The following is a 15498-nucleotide window of genomic DNA, read 5'->3' on the forward strand; positions in this document are numbered from 1 at the left end:
GTCAGGAGGGCCCGCGTCCCGGAGACGCCCCGGGAGCGGGCCCGCTTGCTTCAGAGCTGCTCCGTGCGGGCGCACAGGAGCAGGTCCAGGTTCTCCCGCTCCCAGGCGAGCGCCCGCTGGTAGTCGTGGAAGCGCTTCTCGTGCTCCATCAGCTCCGGCGGGTGGATGCAGCGCCGGCCGTCCTCGCCCCGGCGGGCGCGGTAGACGTGGTGCAGCATCTCGTGGAAGACGATCCACTCCACGAAGTACCGGGGCACCAGCGGCTGGTCCAACGCCGGGTGGATGCGGATGACCTTCGAGTCCGCCGAGTACGAGCCCATCTTGATGCTCTTGCGTGGCCCCTTCACCCGGGGCGCCGGCCCGTAGGTGATGGCCGCGTCGATGCGGCTCTGGAAGTAGCGCTCGTTGAGCCGCTCATAGATGCGGCCGAGGTCGTGGTAGCGCCCCACTGGGGACAGCCGCAGCCGCTTGCGCATCTGCGCCGGGGACAGCCGGCGGATGAAGATGCGGTTGCGCTCGATGTAGCGGTCCAGGAGCGCGCTGGCGTCCGGGTCCCCCTTGCGCACGAAGCTCGCGAGCGCCTGGAGCACTTCGTCCGGTGCGGCCAGGAACATGTGGTGCAGCCTCAGCCGCCACAGCGCCCGCTGCCGTTGGAACGTCAGCATGGTGTGGGTGTTGTCGTGGATCTCCACCGCCACCTTCCCCCGCAGCCGCGTGCGCAGCCGGCGCTCCAACACGCGCCGCCACACCTTCACCAGTCGGTTGGGCTCTGGGGCGACCGGGAGCTGCCGGGCCACCCTCCCCGCGGGGTAGGTCCTCTGTCGGTTGATGTTCTTCTGCTTCTTCGCGCGAGCCATAGAGGGGCCGGAGTCTACGGACCCCTCTGACATGTGTAAACGCGCCCGCTTGGTGGAAAGCCAAGGAATTCCAACGACTTAAGGGCACTCAAGCTTACCCGGTCCTACGTGTCCTCCGGGGGGTGCGGATGCCGCATACGCGTAAGTCGCCGTGCCAATTAGCGCCGCCTGCGGCATGGGACCCGGAGCGTCTGGAGTTCCCCGGTTACAGGTCGGACGTTGTAGGTCTCGATGCCCCGAGGTGCACGTCTTCCCGGGCAGGTGTACTGGACGCGAAGGGGGCCCGGAGCCAGGGCGACCACCTGGTTGATGGGCAGCTTTCCGCCCCCCGGCCGGCCGAGCACGGTGCGCACCGGGGCCTCGAAGCGGACCTCCACGGTGGCGGGGGGTGGGGGCTCGGCCGGAGCCGCCGTCGCGACGGCCAGCGGAGCCGCGGGTTCGGTGCCCGCCGCGGCCACCGCGAGGCCTGCGTCCGGCGGGCTCGCGGCGGCGTCCGCGAGGGCGGGTTCAATGGGCTGCCGCGCGGCGGTGTCCGCGAGGGCGGGTTCAGCGGGCTTCGACGGCGCGGCTTCGGCCGGGACAGGAGCGGGTGGCGTGGGCGCCTTCACGGGGGCCGTTCCCTGGGGACCGGGCCGGGCCGGGCCTCCCGCCGGAGGCCCCTTCATGGGCGCGGGGGGAGCCTGCGCTTCCGGACCGAAGAGGCCCATCATCCACGCGAGCCCCAGGCCCAGCACGGCCACGAGCACCACGCCCGCCACCACCAGGATGGCGCGCGAGCGCCGGGGCGACCGGGAGGAATCGAGCGTGTCGGGGCCCGCGTCGTCGTAGTCCTCGTCCTCGTCCTCCTCGACGGGCGCGCGCACGGCCCGACGGGGCGGCGGCCTTCGCGGCGCCTGGAACCCGATGGTGGACTCGTCGTCGTCCGGGTCTCCGATCGTAACGGGCGTCGGACCCGTGAGGCTCACCGCGGAGGGTCCCGGGTCGGTGTTGAAGCGCTCGTCGTCCTCGGGTGACGGCCGCGGCGGCGGGCGGACATTGCGAGCCCCCGGGTTTCCGGACGGGGCGGAGCGGTTCGCGTCACTGGACGCAGAGGCCCCACGGCGCGGGCCTGGCGGCTGCGACACACGGCCGTCGTCGCCCATGCGGCGAGGGCCGGAGGACAACGGCTCGGAGCGGCCGTCGTCGCCCATGCGGCGGGGGCCGGAGGACAGCGGCTCGGAGCGGCCGTCGTCGCCCATGCGGCGAGGGCCGGAGGACAGCGGCTCGGAGCGGCCGTCGTCGCCCATGCGGCGAGGGCCGGAGGACAGCGGCTCGGAGCGGCCGTCGTCGCCCATGCGGCGGGGGCCGGAGGACAGCGGCTCGGAGCGGCCGTCGTCGCCCATGCGGCGGGGGCCGGAGGACAGCGGCTCGGAGCGGCCGTCGTTGGCGGACGCCATGCCCGGCCGGCGCGGGCCAGGTGGCGGCGTCGTGGCGCGTCCCTCCGGCGTGCGACGCGCGGTGGGCGCGAACGGATCATCCCCGGCACCCGCCCCGCGAGGCATGGCCACGCCGGACGAAGGACGCCGCGAACGGTCTCCCCCGCCCCGCTCTCCCGACCCGGAGCGCGCGGTGGCCTCCGGAGGGCCATTGCGCCGCGCCGGTGCGGGCGTGGGCGCGACGGGCCGGGGACGGCGCGCGCGCAGCGGCACGGTGGAGTCGCCCTCGTCGTCCTCCTCCTGTGCCTCCTCTTCGTCCCAGGCTTCCGCCTCGAACACGGGCTCCAGGTGGCGGCGCGGCGTGGGAGCGCCGGGCATCGTCCCGACGGCGGTGGACTCGCCGTCATCATCGTCGTCGTCGTGGCCCGAGGGCAGGTCGCGCGGCCGCGCCATCTGCGTCTCCGGCTCCCCTTCCTCCGAGTCCCAGGCGCGCAGCGCCGCAGATTCCGCGGTGGGCCTGCGCGCGGGAGGCCGGGACACCAGCCCCACGGGCGTCAGCGCCGAGGGCCCTCGCGGCGGCGACGCCGTCCCGCCCAGCGGCAGGGTGCGCGCGCCCGTGTCCTCGTCGAGCGGCGACGTGCGCGACGACGTGTCCTCCACGTCCGACAGGGGCAGCGTGCGCGCGGCGGTGTCCTCCGCGTCCGCAAGGGGCAGCGTGCGCGCGGCGGTGTCCTCCGGAAGCTCGGGCACCGGAGGCGGCAGCGGCGTGCGCAGCGGCGGCAGCGGCAGGGTGGCCTCGTGCCGGCCCGCGCGCTTCGCCGGGGGGATGTGGAGCACGGTGCGCTCCTCCTTCTCCCCCAACAGCCGCGCGATGTACTGCGCCACGTCCAGGCTCTGCTTGAGCACGCCGGACGCGAGGAACACCTCCAGGTCCTTGCGCACGTCGGAGGCCCGCTGGTAGCGCAGCGTGCGGTCCTTCACCAGGCACCGCATCACGATGCGCGACAGCGCCTCCGGGTAGTCCGGGCGCACCAGGTGCGGCGGCGTCGCCTCCTCGTAGCGGATGGCGTAGAGGATGCCTTCCGTGGTGGGGCGGTGGAAGGGCTGCTTGCCGGTGGTGATTTCGTAGAGCATCACCCCCAGCGCGTAGATGTCCGCCCGGTGGTCCAGCCGCTCCTGGAGGATCTGCTCGGGAGAGAGGTAGAGGAACTTCCCCTTGATGACGCCCGGCTTGCTGCGCTCCATGAACGCGCCGGCCTTGGCGATGCCGAAGTCGACGAGCTTCACGCGCCCGTCGTAGGAGATCATCACGTTCTGCGGAGAGACGTCCCGGTGGATCAGCTCCAGCGGGCGCCCATCCACGCCTCGGCTGAAGTGCGCGTGGTCCAGGCCCGCGGCGATGGCCGCGCAGATCTTCGCCGCGACGCCGTACGGCATGGACGCGCCGAACTTGAACTCCTCCGCGAGCACGCGGCGCAGGTCCACGCCCTCCACGTACTCCATGCAGATGAAGATGTTGTCTCCCTCGATCCCCAGCTCGTGCACCTGCACGATGTTGGGGTGATGGAGCTGGGCGGCGATGCGCGCCTCGTCCAGGAACATCTGGACGAACTCCGGCTCCTCGGAGAGGTACGGGAGGATCCGCTTGATGACCACCAGCGTCGGATCCGGCGGCTTGTGCGCCAGGAAAAGCTCCGCCATCCCACCCAGCGCGAGGCGCTTGATGAGCAGATATTTGCCGAACGGGGTGGCCGTCTGGGGCGAGCTCAAGGACGTGGAAGGTGTGGGCCGCGGGTGGAACTTTGAAGCGTGTCCGGAGCCTACCTGCATTCCCGCCCCGGGGGGAGCCGTCCGACCCGCCCGGCGCCGGACTCTAGGCAGGCCCCGCGGGGCACGCGAACTTTCGGGCCCCTGAAACACGACCGCCCCCCAGGGCACGAGGGCCCTGGGAGGCGGACGGGGAAAAGCGTCAGGCGGAAGGCGGATTACTCCGGGGCCACCGGGCCCGCCACCTCGCCCGGCAGGTCTTCGCAGCCCTGCGGGATGATGGTGTAGGTGTAGCGCTTGTCGGTGATGCCCGGCACGCCGCTGTCGGGATCGTTGTCACCGCAGCCGGTGATGTCGGAGCTGCCGTTCTTGCAGGGCGCGAAGGTGTAGGTGTCCCAGACGCCACTGATGCCGTTGGGGAACGTCACCGAGCCGCCATCCAGGGCCGCCTTCTGGAAGTCGCAGCCTTCGAACGTGCCGCCGTCGCTGAAGGTCCGGGACCGGGTCTTGTCGTGGTAGACGAGGATGCCACCGGTAACCTCGAAGCCGTAATAGAGGGTGCCCGCGTCCTCGTTGTCCAGGCGCTGGAACTGGACGGGCTGCGGGTTGGTCAGCGTGAGCGGACCCGCCAGGTGCACGCGCGTGCCCAGGTAGGCCGCGCTGTTCTGGGCCACCGCGAGCGACGCCGTCAGATCCTCCGCCGTTACCTCATTGGCGGCCGGCAGGTTCGCCGTCCCCGCGTCCGTGATCTTGGGCGTGATGGCCAGCGGCACCGCGGGGTCACGCTGATTGGCCAGACGCTGACGGCGGCCGGTGAACGGCGTGAAGTTCCCCTCCGTGCCGAAGTAGCCCTCGATATCGACGGTGTCGCCAATCTGCGGGTGATACGCGTCCGGCGTGTCCGTGTAGAACTTGTGGATGAAGAGGCCCTCCTTTGGAGCGGCCGGATCCGTCACCCAGAAGTACGAGCGCCAGGAGCCGTTGCCCTGCTCGCTGAGCTTCTCGTAGTGGACGCCAGAGATGACCACGTCGCGCAGCGTCGCCTTGTTCCCGAACGACAGCTTGCGCGCCGCGGCGATCTGGTTGGCCGTGCCCGCGTCGGTGGTGCCCGCGTCGGTGGTGCCCGCGTCAGAGCCCGCGTCGGTGGTGCCCGCGTCGGTGCTGCAGACGCCCGTGCAGCCGGCGTCGGGAGTGGGCGTGGGGTTCTCGTCGTCACGGCCGCCACAGCCGGCCGCGGTGGCCATCGCCGCGGCAGCCAGGAGCGCCGCAGCGCCCAGCTTCGTGCGCAGTTCCATTTGAAATTCTCCGGGGGGTGAAGGGCGCCGAGGTGGTTGAAGTCCGACGCCAGTCGGGCTGAGGATTCAGACCCTTATACCGGTGGCTCCGTAGGGCCGGCAAGGAACGGACCGAGGCCCTGTCCGTGACATCATCGTCAATTCAGGAATAGGTGGATCATGCTGCCGCGCGACATGTTTCTTCACGGGCTCAAGCCCACGCTCCACATCGCGCACCGCGGCGGAGCGCTGCTCGCGCCGGAGAACACGCTGGAGGCCTTTCAGCGCGCCGTCCACACGCACCGCACGGACATGCTGGAACTGGACGTGCACCTGTCGCGCGATGGTGAAGTCATCGTCGCGCACGACGACACGCTGGAGCGCTGCACCGACGGCGAAGGCCCGCTCGCGGCGCTGACGCTTTCCGAATTGCGCAAGCTGGACGCGGGCCACCGCTTCACGCCGGACGAGGGCCGCACCTTCCCCTTCCGAGGCCAGGGCATACGCCTGCCCACACTGCGCGAGGTGCTGCGCGCCTTCCCGGCCCTGCGCCTCAACGTGGAGCTCAAGCCGGACGTGCCGGGCGCGGAGGCCGTGCTCGCCCGCCTGCTGACCGAGGAAGGGGCCCTGGGCCGCGTGTGCCTGGGCAGCGAGCAGGACGTCATCGCGGAGCGGCTCCACGAAGAGCTTCCCGACGCGTGCCACTTCTACCCGCGCGACGCGCTGGCCGCGTTCGTCCTGGCGCTCAAGGCGGGCGAGGCGCCGCCGGAGGACGCGCGCTTCAGCGTGCTCGACATGCCGCTGTACTTCGGCGAGGTGCGGCTGGTGGACGACGTGCTGCTCAAGGCCGCGGCCGAGCGCGGCAAGTGGATCAACGTGTGGACCGTGGATGATCCGGCGGAGATGGACCGGCTCATCTCCGAGCGCATCGGCGGCATCATGACCGACCGGCCGGACCTGCTCCGCCAGCGAATGGACGCCTCTGGAAAGCCGGGTTAAGCCTTCGGGCTCCATGCCCCGCTCCACCGCCCGCGCGCGTCCGGCGACGTCCCGCACCGAGCCGTCCTCGACCCAGGCGCCGCCCCCGGCCGACGCCGGAAAGAAGCCCGCTCGCAACGCCCTCAAGCCCAAGGTGAAGGTGCCGCGCGCCAAGCGCTTCGTGGCGCTCGCGGGCAACATCGGCGCGGGCAAGACGACGGCCGCGAAGCTCATCAGCCAGGGCTTCGGCTTCGAGCTCTTCGACGAGCCCGTCATCGACAACCGCTTCCTGCGTGACTACTACGGCGACATGACGCGGTGGTCGTTCACGCTGCAGCTGGAGTTCCTCATCCGGCGCGTGGAGCACCACGAGCTCATCCACTCCGTCAGGAAGAGCTGCGTGCAGGACCGCACGCTGTATGAAGACCCCGAAATCTTCGCCAAGTACCTGCACGGCCTGGGGCACATGACGAACGCGGAGCTGGACCTGTACTACGAGTACTTCCAGCGGCTGTCGCGCCACATCGTGCGGCCGGACAAGGTCATCTGCTTCGACGTGCCGTCGGAGGAGGTGCTGCTCCAGCGCATCCGCACGCGCGGCCGCGCGGAGGAGAAGGGCATCGGGCGGCCCTTCCTCAAGGGCCTCAACGGCTACTACGCGGGCTTCCCCCAGGTGCTCCAGGAGAAGTACGGCGTGGAGTGCCTGGTGGTGGACGTCTCCAAGTCGGACATCCGCAAGGGCGCGGGCCGCGAGGAGTTCATGGACCGCGTGTCCGCATTCCTGGCCTGACGCGATACCGACTCTCGTGCGACGCTCCGTCGCGCCATGCACGACCTCAGCCCCAAGAGCCCGCGCGACTCCGAAGTGGTGATGACGCAGCTCATCCTCCCTCCGGACGCCAACAACCTGAACGCCGCGTTCGGCGGGAAGGTGATGCAGTGGATCGACATCTGCGGCGCCGTGGCCGCCCAGCGCCACTGCCGTCAGGTCGTGGTGACGGCCTCCATGGACGAGCTGCACTTCCACGCCCCCATCCGCGTGGGCTGGATTGCCCTGCTCCACTCCCGCGTGCTCGCGGCGTTCCGCACCTCGCTGGAGGTGGGCGTCACCGTGCACGCGGAGAACCCGCTCACCGGTGAGCGGCACCTCACCACCAGCGCGCTGCTGACGTTCGTGGCGCAGGGCCAGGACGGCAAGGGCGTGCCCGTGCCGCCGCTGCTCCTGGAGTCGGAGGCGGAGCGCCAGGCCTTCCAGGAGGCGGAGGCCCGCCGCGCCCAGCGCCGCAACCGCGGTCAGGGCGAGCAGAACTGGATGAAGGTGATGAAGCCCGTGGCCGGCGCCTGAACGCACGAAGGGCCGGGGGCACGCCTGCCTGGCGTCCCATCCCGGCCCTTCCTCCACGGCAATCCGTCAGACGGCGGATCAGGTGGTGAACGACGTCCCGCAGCCGCAGGACGACTTGGCGTTGGGGTTCTCGAACTTGAAGCCCGCGCCGGTGATGCTGGTGACGTAGTCGATGTGGGTGCCCGAGAGGTACTGGGCGCTCAGCGCGTCGGTGGCGATGGTGACGCCGTCCTGCTCCCAGGTCTGGTCGCCGGCCTTCGTCTCCTTGACGAGGTTCAGGTCGTAGCCCAGGCCGCTGCAGCCGGAGGGCACCACGCGGATGGAGAAGAAGTAGCCCTGGAAGCCCTGGGCCTGGATGACCGTCTTCACCTGGGCGATGGCGGCGGCCGTCAGGACGACGGGCGCGGAGGCGGCGGGCTGGGAGGCCGGCGTGGAGCCGGTGACGGCGGTAGAAGTATCCATGTGCTTCAATCTCCTCGTAGACGGCGCCTCATAACGCCCTGGCGCCTGAAAAGCCAAGGGACCTGACGGGCCCCTTCCCGGCTCAACAGAAGATAACCCCCATGCCCATCCCCGAAATCACCCCCGCCGAGCTGGCCCGGCGCCTGGCCGGCCCTCCCGAGTCACGCCCCGTGCTGGTGGACGTGCGCTTCCCGCACGAGCACGAGTGGGTGGCCCTGCCCGGCTCGGTGCTGATGCCCCTGCCGGAGCTGGAGGACTTCCACGAGCAGCTGGAGTCCCTCCGGGGCCGCCCCGTGGTCGTCTACTGCCACCACGGGGTGCGCAGCCTGGACGGCGCCGCGTACCTCATCGACCGGGGCCTGGAGGCCGTGTCGCTCCAGGGCGGCATCGACCTGTACTCGCGCACCGTGGACCCTGCCCTGCCGCGCTACTAGCTACATCGCCGTATCCAGGTTGAGCGTCTGGTCAGTCACCTCGCTGGGGCTGACCTTCGCCTCGAACGTCACCGGCTCCTTCAGCTTGGCGCCGCGCAGCTCCAGGATGTGCTTGCCTTCCATCAGCTTGAGCGTGGTGCTCGCGTTCCCGATGAGCTGGTTGTTCCGGTAGACAGACAGGCCCGTCACACTCCTGGGCAGGATCTTCAAACGGAGGGTGCCCTCCTTGAAGCTGCGCTCGAAGGTCTTCAGCTCACCGGGCTGGCCGAACGCGAGCTCCTCGGAGTCCTCCAGGTAGATGCCCTGGGCGTCGTTCTCCAGGATGAGCGTGTCCTGCAGGTGGGCGCCCTGCACGCGCGTGAGCGGCGCGGTGCCCAGCATCGTCACCGGCTCCGGGCTGTTGCAGCGCTCCGTGTGCCGCACGGACACCTTCACCGGCTGGTTGGTGTTCACCGTGAGCCACACGCCCTGCGCGTCCGCCGCCTTGGACGTGAGCGCCAGCAGGATGGGTTCGCGGAAGAGCACGCCCATCGCGAGCAGGCCCACGACCAGGCCCACCGTCACCAGCGCGCGAACGCTGCCGCCCCCGGGCCTCGCCGGCTCCGGGAGCGCGGGGGCGCTGGAGCGCGACGGGCGGCGCTCGCCGGAGTCCTCGTCGTCCACCGGCGGGGCCACCGGGCGCGGGCGCGGGGCGTCCACGCGGCTGGAGGTGCGGCGGCGAGGCGGCTCCACCGCGGACTGGCTGGTGCTGGTGCGGCGGCGCGGAGGCGGCGGCGCGGGCACGGGCTCCGTCTCCGGATCATCCTCCGGGGGCGGCAGGCGCGTGCGCTCGTCGTCCTCCAGCTCCATGCGGTGCACGCCCGAGCGCGAACGCATGGGCGGCTCCGACACCGGCGCCCCGCGCGACATCGTGCGCCGGGGCGGAGGGACGTCGTCCCCGGACTGGCTGCGCAGGTCCGGGCGCGAGTTCGTGCGGGCGATCTGCGTCGCGTTCGGGTTGCTGGTGGACGTGCCGCGCCGGACCGCCGGCTCCGACACGCTGGAGCGGCGCCGGGGCTGCGGCTCCACGCCGGTGAGCGACGGCGCGTCGTATTCGTTCGGATCCTCCGCCAGCGCGGGCGACATGCCCGTGGAGCGGCGGGGCGCGGCGCCCGTGCGGGTGGAGTTGCCCCGCGAGCGCTCGCGCGACTGCGAAGGCGACTCGCCCGGCGGGGCCTCCCAGCTCATGTCCGGGGGCGGCCGGGGCGGCGCGGTGTTGGAGTCCTCGCCCACGGGCACGAACTGGCCCTGCTTGAGCTCCTCACTCAGACGATCCGCGAAGAGCGTCTTCATCAGCTCCGAAATCTGTCCGGAGGTGACGAGCCAGCGCTCGTTGACGAGCAGCTCCTCCAGCGCCGTCTGGAACTCGCGCGCGTTGTCGTAGCGGTCATCCGCGCTCCTGGCCAGGGCGCGCATCACCACGTGGTCCATGTCCCGGGGCACGTCGGCCACCTCGGACGGGGACGGGATGGAGCACTCCATGGCCGCCTGCAGCGTGGCCAGCTCCGAGTCCTTCTTGAGCGGCCGGTGCCCGGTGAGCATCTCGTACAGCACCAGGCCGATGGCGAAGATGTCCGCGCGCCGGTCCAGGTGCTTGCCCGCGGCCTGCTCGGGCGCCATGTACGCGAACTTGCCCTTGATGGCGCCGGACTTCGTCATCGACGCCTGATCCGCGGCCTTCGCGATGCCGAAGTCCACCAGCTTCACCGAGCCATCGAAGCTGATCAGGATGTTCTGCGGGCTGATGTCGCGGTGCACCACGTTGAGCGGCTGGCCGCGGTCATCCGTGCGGCTGTGCGCGTAGTAGAGGCCTTCGCACGCGGACGCGACGATGCGGATGGCCAGCGGACGGGCGATCCACTGGTTCATCCCGCTGGCCTTGCGCATGACCCGGCCCAGGTCCTCGCCGTGGATGAACTCCATGGCGATGTAATAGGTGCCGTTGGCCTCGCCGAATTCGTAGACCTGCGCGATGTTCGGGTGATTGAAGCGCGCGGCGATCAGCGCCTCGTTCTTGAACATCTCCACGAACTCGCGGTCCTCCGCGAGGTGCGGGAGGATGCGCTTGACGACGAGTTCCTTCTGGAAGCCCTCGATGCCGGTCTGACGCGCAAGCCAGACTTCGGCCATGCCGCCCGTGGCGAGCTTCTTGAGGAGCTGGTATTTCCCGAATGCTTGAGGGTTCATCCCGGGGACTCCCCGGGGGGAGCAAGCTTGGTGGAAGGTGACAGGGCAGCGCATCTTAGGGGACAGCGGCCCATGAGGCAAAGCCGCAGGACCACCTTGCTGGGGTGGGTCGCCATGACCTGCCTGCTGGCCCTTCATGCCGCCGCGGCCCCCGCGCCGGATCAGATCCAGGTCGAGCGCAAGGGGGAGCTGCTCTCCCTGTCCTGGCGGGACGCGGAGGACCAGCTGAGCGGCGTCCTCACGCCCGCCGTCCCCCGCCCCGGCGAGCCCCTGCGGCTGACCCTGTCGGTGGGAAACCTCCAGGGCCCTCCCTTCCAGGGCGCCGTCACGGTCGCGTTCTCCCGGGAGGGCGTGCCGGGTCAGGTGACGCGCACGCTGACGCGCGACGCCGTGGGCTGGAGCACCGAGTTCGTCCCCGACGAGGCCGGCACGTGGGACGTGGACGTGCGCTTCCTCACCACCCGCCCCAAGGCGGCCCACGCGCGCTTCACCGTGAGCGAGCCTCCGGTCCCACCCATGGTCTGGCGCGTCCTGATGATCCTCGCCGGAGGGCTCCTGCTGGTGCGGGTGCTGTACGCCGTCACGCGGCGAGGGGTGACGCCGGAGCACCCCATCCCTCCCCTGCCCCAGGCCGCGCCCGCGGAAGCCACGCCCGTGGAGCCCGCTGCCGCGACTCCCGCGCCTGACGCCGCCGCGACGCCGGAAGCCCCGCCGGAACCTGGCGCCGCCGCGCCGGGGGCGCCCACCGCCCCTCCGGCGGACCCGCCCGCTGATCGGTAACACCGCCCTTCTTACAGTCCGGCGTTACAGCCCTGCGGGGCCCCGGGAGGGAAAAAGTCTTCCCAGGTTGGGTCTCGTCACGGCCACGTCACGGGGCATCCGCCCCGCTCGCCGCTTCCGGGTGTCCGGCAGTGCACGTCCCTGCCCTGGGCACCGGGGTTGCACAGGGGAGCAGGCAGCGGGTCGGAAGGCGTCGGGCATTACCGGGGCGGGGAGACATCGGGCATGGGCGGGACGGGGCTGGAGGAGAAGGGGTGGCGGCGCGGGCTGCTCGTCGCGGTCCTCCTGGGCCTGCCGGCGGTCGCGGGCGCGGCGCCGGAACCGGACGAGGACGCGGCGGCGGAGGGCGTGGACCGGCCGCTCGAGGTGTCCGGGGACGACGACGCGGCGAAGCCGCGGGACGGGACAGGAGACGCGCTGGAAGGCGCGGTGGCGCAGGCGATGCCTGGCGGCGCGCAGGGCCCCGTCATGGGTACGCCGGAGCAGGTGACGGAGCCGGGCGCGCCGGTGCCGGACGCGGCGGTGCCGGGCAAGAAGAAGAAGGACACGGGCCCCAAGGCGGACACGCTGGGCGAGGCGCCGGCCGAAGCGGACAAGGTGGACGACAAGGGCGGGCCCCAGCAGCGGATCCGCGTGTTCGGCCGCGTGTTCGCGCGCGGCGCCGCGGACGAGCGCCAGAAGTACGAGCGCGACCTGGGCATCGAGTCCGCGCGCGTGGGCGTGGCCGCGTCGCTGTCCAACCTGGAAGCGGAGGTGAGCGCGGATCTCGCCTCCAAGACGATCCTCAAGGACGCCTTCGTGCGGCTGGCGGACGACAACAAGCGCGTGCGGCTCTACGCGGGCCGCTTCAAGTCGCCCTTCCTCCAGCGCTCGCAGGAGTCGGCGTGGCGGCTGCCCATCCAGGAGCGCGGGCTGGTGGAGGACTACCTCACGGAGACGAACGCCCTGGGCGGGCGGCGCCTGGGCGTGATGGGCGAGCTGCGCCTCAAGGAGGCGTGGGGCCTGAAGTTCTCCGCGGGCCTCTTCGAGGGCGGCGAGGATTCCACGGGGAAGCGGCTGAGCGAGGACGGCTCCGCGCGGCTGAGCATCCGCCCGTTCAAGTTCCTCACGCTGGGCACGAGCACGTACCTGACGCAGGTGATTGACGGGACGAAGCAGTACGCGACGGCGGCGGACGCGGAGCTGAACCTCTGGGGGCTGTCCGTGACGGGTGAGGCGGCGGTGGGCCGGCTGGCGTTGGGGCCGTTCCAGTCGCAGTCCGTGCTGGCCTACTGGACGGTGCCGGTGGGCCGCGAGGGGTGGGCGGTGCAGCCGGTGGTGGGGGCGGAGGCGCTGCAATTGCAGGGTGGAATCCAGGCGGAAGGGCATTCGGTGACGGGGGGCTTCAACGTGTTGTTGGCGGATTCATTCAAGGCGCAGGTCCAGGCGGAGCGTGCGCTCCGGCCGGGGGACGTGGCGCCCGCGCTCGAGCTGTCGGTGCAGCTCGCCACCCGCTTCCGTTGAGGAGACACCTGGAGATGATCTCGTTCGCTGAAGGGGAAGTGACGAAGCTGCGGCGTGAATTCAAGCGCGTGCTGGAGGCCCCGGACGCCAAGGCGATCTGCGCGAGGCTGTCGCAGGAGCTGGGGGGCTACCTGCCGCCGCCCACGCGCATCGTGTCGGTCTACTTCGACAAGCCGGGCCAGCCGCTGGCCCAGCGCGCGCTGCTCACGCCGGATGACTGCCTCAAGGTGAGGACGAAGGAGTACTCGCCGGACGTGGGCGCGGCGGGCCGCGAGCGCGTGGTGCTGGAGGTGAAGCGCGAGCACCGCGGGCTCACGCGCAAGCGGCGCGTGTGGGTGCCTCGCGCGGAGCTGGGCCGGGCCATCAAGGGCGGCGTGAGCCTGCTGCCGCTCATCGCGGGGGGCAGCCTGTCGCCGGTGCTGGCGGTGACGTACCGGCGGCACGTGTACCAGGTGTCGCAGGAGTGGCGGGTGACGGTGGACCGGGACATCGGCTTCCATGCCGTATCTCCGGAGCTGGCCCTGTCGCCCGTGGCGCTGACGGTGGAGCGGCTGGGGCTGCCCGTGTGGGAGGACTCGCGGGTGGTGGTGGAGGTGAAGCACCTCGGGGCGGCGCTGCCCGAGTGGCTGGCGGCCCTCAATCCGGGGGGCGCGACGGCGTACAGCAAGTTCGCGGAGGGCATGGCGCGGGTGCATGCCTTCACATCAGGTGGCGTTGGGGTCGTAGGGGGTTAGGGCACCGTGTTCATCGATTTCGAAGGCATTGACGGCAGCGGCAAGACGACGCTGTCCAACCTGCTCGCGTCCCGGCTGAAGCGGCTGGGCTACAAGGTCGCGCACGCGCGCGAGGGGGGCGAATTGCAGTCGCCCACCGCGCGGCGCATCCGCGACCTGACGCGCGACGCGCGGCTTTTGGAGATGGGCCCGCGCGCCGAGTTCTTCCTGAACCTGGCCCGCGACGCGCAGCAACTGGAAGAGGTCATCGCGCCCGCGCTGAAGCGCGGCGAGGTGTGCATCACCGACCGATACCTCTACTCGCAGCTGGCGCTGACGGGCGGCGGGCGGGGCCTGAAGGATGCGCAGCTGCTGCCCTCCTGCGAGCTGGCGTCGCAGGGGCTGTGGCCGGACCTGGTCATCCTGGTGGACGTGGACCCCGACCTGGCGCGGCTGCGCAAGCGGCTGGGCAAGGTGCAGAGCGGCAAGGTGAACGACGCGGACAGCCGCAAGGGCCTGGTCGGCGCGGGGCTGGCGGTGCGCGTGCGCGAGGCGTTCCTGGCGCAGGCCCGGAAGGACCCGGCGCGGTGGATCATCCTGGAGAACAATGATCAGCCGCTGCGCGTGCTGGAGCAGCGCCTGGTGGACGCGGTGGTCGCGCGGCTGGAGGGCCGTGAGCAGCCGGTGCAGCGGCTGGTCCCCGCCCCTCCCCCGCCGGCGCCGGGCGCGGTGTCCGTGGACGACGTGGAGGAGCGCTTCTTCCAGGCGGTGGACAGCCTGGAGGCGCGCGAGCCGCAACTGGCGGCGTGGCTGCTCAACGGAATCCCGGGCCTGCCCGCGCACCAGCGCCGGCTGGCGTACGCGGAGCGGCTGCCGGGGCTGGTGGCGCGCAGCCTGAGCGGGCTGGATGACGACACGGCGTGGACGCTGCGCGACGTGCTGTCGGCGAGCGTGCCGGCGGACGTGGCGGAGGGCCTGGGGTTCGTGACGTCCCCGCGCTCGCACGCGCTGCGAAATCGGCTGTACGCGCAGGCGCCGGCGGCGGTGCTGGAGGGGCTCAAGCGCCAGGACTCACCGGAGGCGTGGGCGCTGCGCGAGCGGGGCCTGAAGGACGGTCACCTGGCGGCGGTGCTGCTGGGCCTGGCCGGCGTGGACGGCGAGGAGTCCTGGGTGGTCCGCGAGGCGGGCATGCAGCGCAAGCTGTACTCGGAGGTGGCGCGCAGCCTGGGCGGCCTGGGCACGGAGCGCGCGGAGGCGCTGCGCGAGGCGCTGATTCCGCACGACCGGCTGGCGGTGCTGAAGAGCACCACGGGGCTGGAGACGCCGGTGGCGGTGGGCCTGCGCGAACAGCTGGAGAAGGGAGCGCTGAAGCTGGTGCTGCGCTCGCTGACGGGCGTGGACACGCCGCGTGCCTGGGCGATGCGTGAGCGGGGCGCGCAGTCCACCAAGGAGGCGCTGGACTCCGTGGACGGGATGGACTCGCCGGCCGCGTGGAAGCTGCGGGCGTCCGCAGCGCGCCGGTGGCCCGCGACGGTGGTGTCGTCGATGCGCGGGCTGCCGCTGGTGGCGGAGACGCGGGCGCTGCTGGAGCGCATCCTGGAGGAGCAGTCCGGGAAGCTGCCGGTGCTGCGCAACGCCTACGCGGTGGTGGCGCATGCCCGGGCGATGGAGCAGGCGCAGCGGCCGGCGCGGGCCCTGGCGGAGACGCTGGGAGTGGATGCCGGGCGGCAGGAGGCATGACGCC

13 protein-coding genes are annotated in these 15498 nt (G+C 71.6%); 8 read left to right on the forward strand and 5 right to left on the reverse strand.

Annotated features, from left to right (window positions below):
* Nucleotides 1–50: 50 nt before the first annotated feature.
* The 3 genes from D7W82_RS00260 to D7W82_RS00270 all read right to left on the reverse strand — a co-directional run bounded on the left by D7W82_RS00260 (nucleotide 51) and on the right by D7W82_RS00270 (nucleotide 5334).
* A complete protein-coding gene (locus tag D7W82_RS00260) occupies nucleotides 51–857 on the reverse strand; it encodes a hypothetical protein (RefSeq protein WP_216617598.1) in 807 nt (268 codons plus the stop codon).
* A gap of 158 nt (nucleotides 858–1015) precedes the next feature.
* Nucleotides 1016–4042, reverse strand: coding sequence for a serine/threonine protein kinase (locus D7W82_RS41170; RefSeq protein WP_233587203.1), 3027 nt, complete (start codon nucleotides 4040–4042; stop codon nucleotides 1016–1018).
* A gap of 215 nt (nucleotides 4043–4257) precedes the next feature.
* A complete protein-coding gene (locus D7W82_RS00270; protein ID WP_120616367.1) occupies nucleotides 4258–5334 on the reverse strand; it encodes a hypothetical protein in 1077 nt (358 codons plus the stop codon).
* Nucleotides 5335–5493: 159 nt separating this feature from the next.
* Here D7W82_RS00270 and D7W82_RS00275 point away from each other — a divergent pair, with 159 nt between their 5' ends.
* Genes D7W82_RS00275 through D7W82_RS00285 form a run of 3 tightly spaced genes read left to right on the forward strand, consistent with a single transcriptional unit; the run spans nucleotide 5494 to nucleotide 7636 of the window.
* Nucleotides 5494–6312 carry a glycerophosphodiester phosphodiesterase gene (locus D7W82_RS00275; protein ID WP_120616368.1) on the forward strand — a complete coding sequence of 273 codons (819 nt, stop codon included), beginning with the start codon at nucleotides 5494–5496 and terminating at the stop codon, nucleotides 6310–6312.
* Nucleotides 6313–6325: 13 nt separating this feature from the next.
* Nucleotides 6326–7081 (forward strand): deoxynucleoside kinase, encoded by a 756-nt coding sequence (locus D7W82_RS00280; protein ID WP_120616369.1) that lies wholly within the window; start codon nucleotides 6326–6328, stop codon nucleotides 7079–7081.
* Nucleotides 7082–7117: 36 nt separating this feature from the next.
* Nucleotides 7118–7636: an acyl-CoA thioesterase gene (locus D7W82_RS00285; protein WP_120616370.1), complete on the forward strand. Its 519-nt coding sequence runs from the start codon at nucleotides 7118–7120 to the stop codon at nucleotides 7634–7636.
* Nucleotides 7637–7714: 78 nt separating this feature from the next.
* On the opposite strand, the gene D7W82_RS00290 is transcribed toward D7W82_RS00285, so the two are convergent.
* A complete protein-coding gene (locus tag D7W82_RS00290; protein WP_120616371.1) occupies nucleotides 7715–8098 on the reverse strand; it encodes an iron-sulfur cluster assembly accessory protein in 384 nt (127 codons plus the stop codon).
* Between the two features lie 101 nt (nucleotides 8099–8199).
* Between D7W82_RS00290 and D7W82_RS00295 the strand changes: the two genes are divergently transcribed.
* Complete coding sequence (locus tag D7W82_RS00295; RefSeq protein WP_120616372.1) at nucleotides 8200–8532, forward strand: rhodanese-like domain-containing protein; 333 nt, start codon at nucleotides 8200–8202, stop codon at nucleotides 8530–8532.
* Here D7W82_RS00295 and D7W82_RS00300 read toward each other — a convergent pair whose 3' ends face one another.
* On the reverse strand, nucleotides 8533–10758 hold the full coding sequence (locus D7W82_RS00300) for a serine/threonine-protein kinase (RefSeq protein ID WP_120616373.1): 2226 nt from the start codon (nucleotides 10756–10758) through the stop codon (nucleotides 8533–8535).
* Between the two features lie 114 nt (nucleotides 10759–10872).
* Here D7W82_RS00300 and D7W82_RS00305 point away from each other — a divergent pair, with 114 nt between their 5' ends.
* The 4 genes from D7W82_RS00305 (at nucleotide 10873) to tmk (ending at nucleotide 15494) form a co-directional block, all read left to right on the forward strand.
* Nucleotides 10873–11538: a hypothetical protein gene (locus tag D7W82_RS00305; RefSeq protein ID WP_120616374.1), complete on the forward strand. Its 666-nt coding sequence runs from the start codon at nucleotides 10873–10875 to the stop codon at nucleotides 11536–11538.
* Between the two features lie 225 nt (nucleotides 11539–11763).
* Nucleotides 11764–13041, forward strand: a complete 1278-nt coding sequence (locus D7W82_RS00310) for a hypothetical protein (protein WP_120616375.1) — start codon at nucleotides 11764–11766, stop codon at nucleotides 13039–13041.
* Nucleotides 13042–13055: 14 nt separating this feature from the next.
* A complete protein-coding gene (locus tag D7W82_RS00315; RefSeq protein WP_120616376.1) occupies nucleotides 13056–13775 on the forward strand; it encodes a VTC domain-containing protein in 720 nt (239 codons plus the stop codon).
* Between the two features lie 6 nt (nucleotides 13776–13781).
* Nucleotides 13782–15494 carry a dTMP kinase gene (gene tmk / locus D7W82_RS00320; protein WP_120616377.1) on the forward strand — a complete coding sequence of 571 codons (1713 nt, stop codon included), beginning with the start codon at nucleotides 13782–13784 and terminating at the stop codon, nucleotides 15492–15494.
* Nucleotides 15495–15498 lie beyond the last annotated feature (4 nt).

Origin of the sequence: Corallococcus sp. CA049B, assembly GCF_003611685.1 — a bacterium.
GTDB classification, from domain to species: Bacteria; Myxococcota; Myxococcia; order Myxococcales; family Myxococcaceae; genus Corallococcus; species Corallococcus coralloides.

Excerpts from the sequence above, each read along its gene's own strand:
- D7W82_RS00260 (WP_216617598.1), bottom strand. The coding sequence starts at position 857 with ATGGCTCGCGCGAAGAAGCAGAAGAACATCAACCGACAGAGGACCTAC.
- D7W82_RS00270 (WP_120616367.1), bottom strand. The coding sequence starts at position 5,334 with ATGGAACTGCGCACGAAGCTGGGCGCTGCGGCGCTCCTGGCTGCCGCG.
- D7W82_RS00275 (WP_120616368.1), top strand. The coding sequence starts at position 5,494 with ATGCTGCCGCGCGACATGTTTCTTCACGGGCTCAAGCCCACGCTCCAC.
- D7W82_RS00280 (WP_120616369.1), top strand. The coding sequence starts at position 6,326 with ATGCCCCGCTCCACCGCCCGCGCGCGTCCGGCGACGTCCCGCACCGAG.
- D7W82_RS00285 (WP_120616370.1), top strand. The coding sequence starts at position 7,118 with ATGCACGACCTCAGCCCCAAGAGCCCGCGCGACTCCGAAGTGGTGATG.
- D7W82_RS00290 (WP_120616371.1), bottom strand. The coding sequence starts at position 8,098 with ATGGATACTTCTACCGCCGTCACCGGCTCCACGCCGGCCTCCCAGCCC.
- D7W82_RS00295 (WP_120616372.1), top strand. The coding sequence starts at position 8,200 with ATGCCCATCCCCGAAATCACCCCCGCCGAGCTGGCCCGGCGCCTGGCC.
- D7W82_RS00300 (WP_120616373.1), bottom strand. The coding sequence starts at position 10,758 with ATGAACCCTCAAGCATTCGGGAAATACCAGCTCCTCAAGAAGCTCGCC.
- D7W82_RS00305 (WP_120616374.1), top strand. The coding sequence starts at position 10,873 with ATGACCTGCCTGCTGGCCCTTCATGCCGCCGCGGCCCCCGCGCCGGAT.
- D7W82_RS00310 (WP_120616375.1), top strand. The coding sequence starts at position 11,764 with ATGGGCGGGACGGGGCTGGAGGAGAAGGGGTGGCGGCGCGGGCTGCTC.
- D7W82_RS00315 (WP_120616376.1), top strand. The coding sequence starts at position 13,056 with ATGATCTCGTTCGCTGAAGGGGAAGTGACGAAGCTGCGGCGTGAATTC.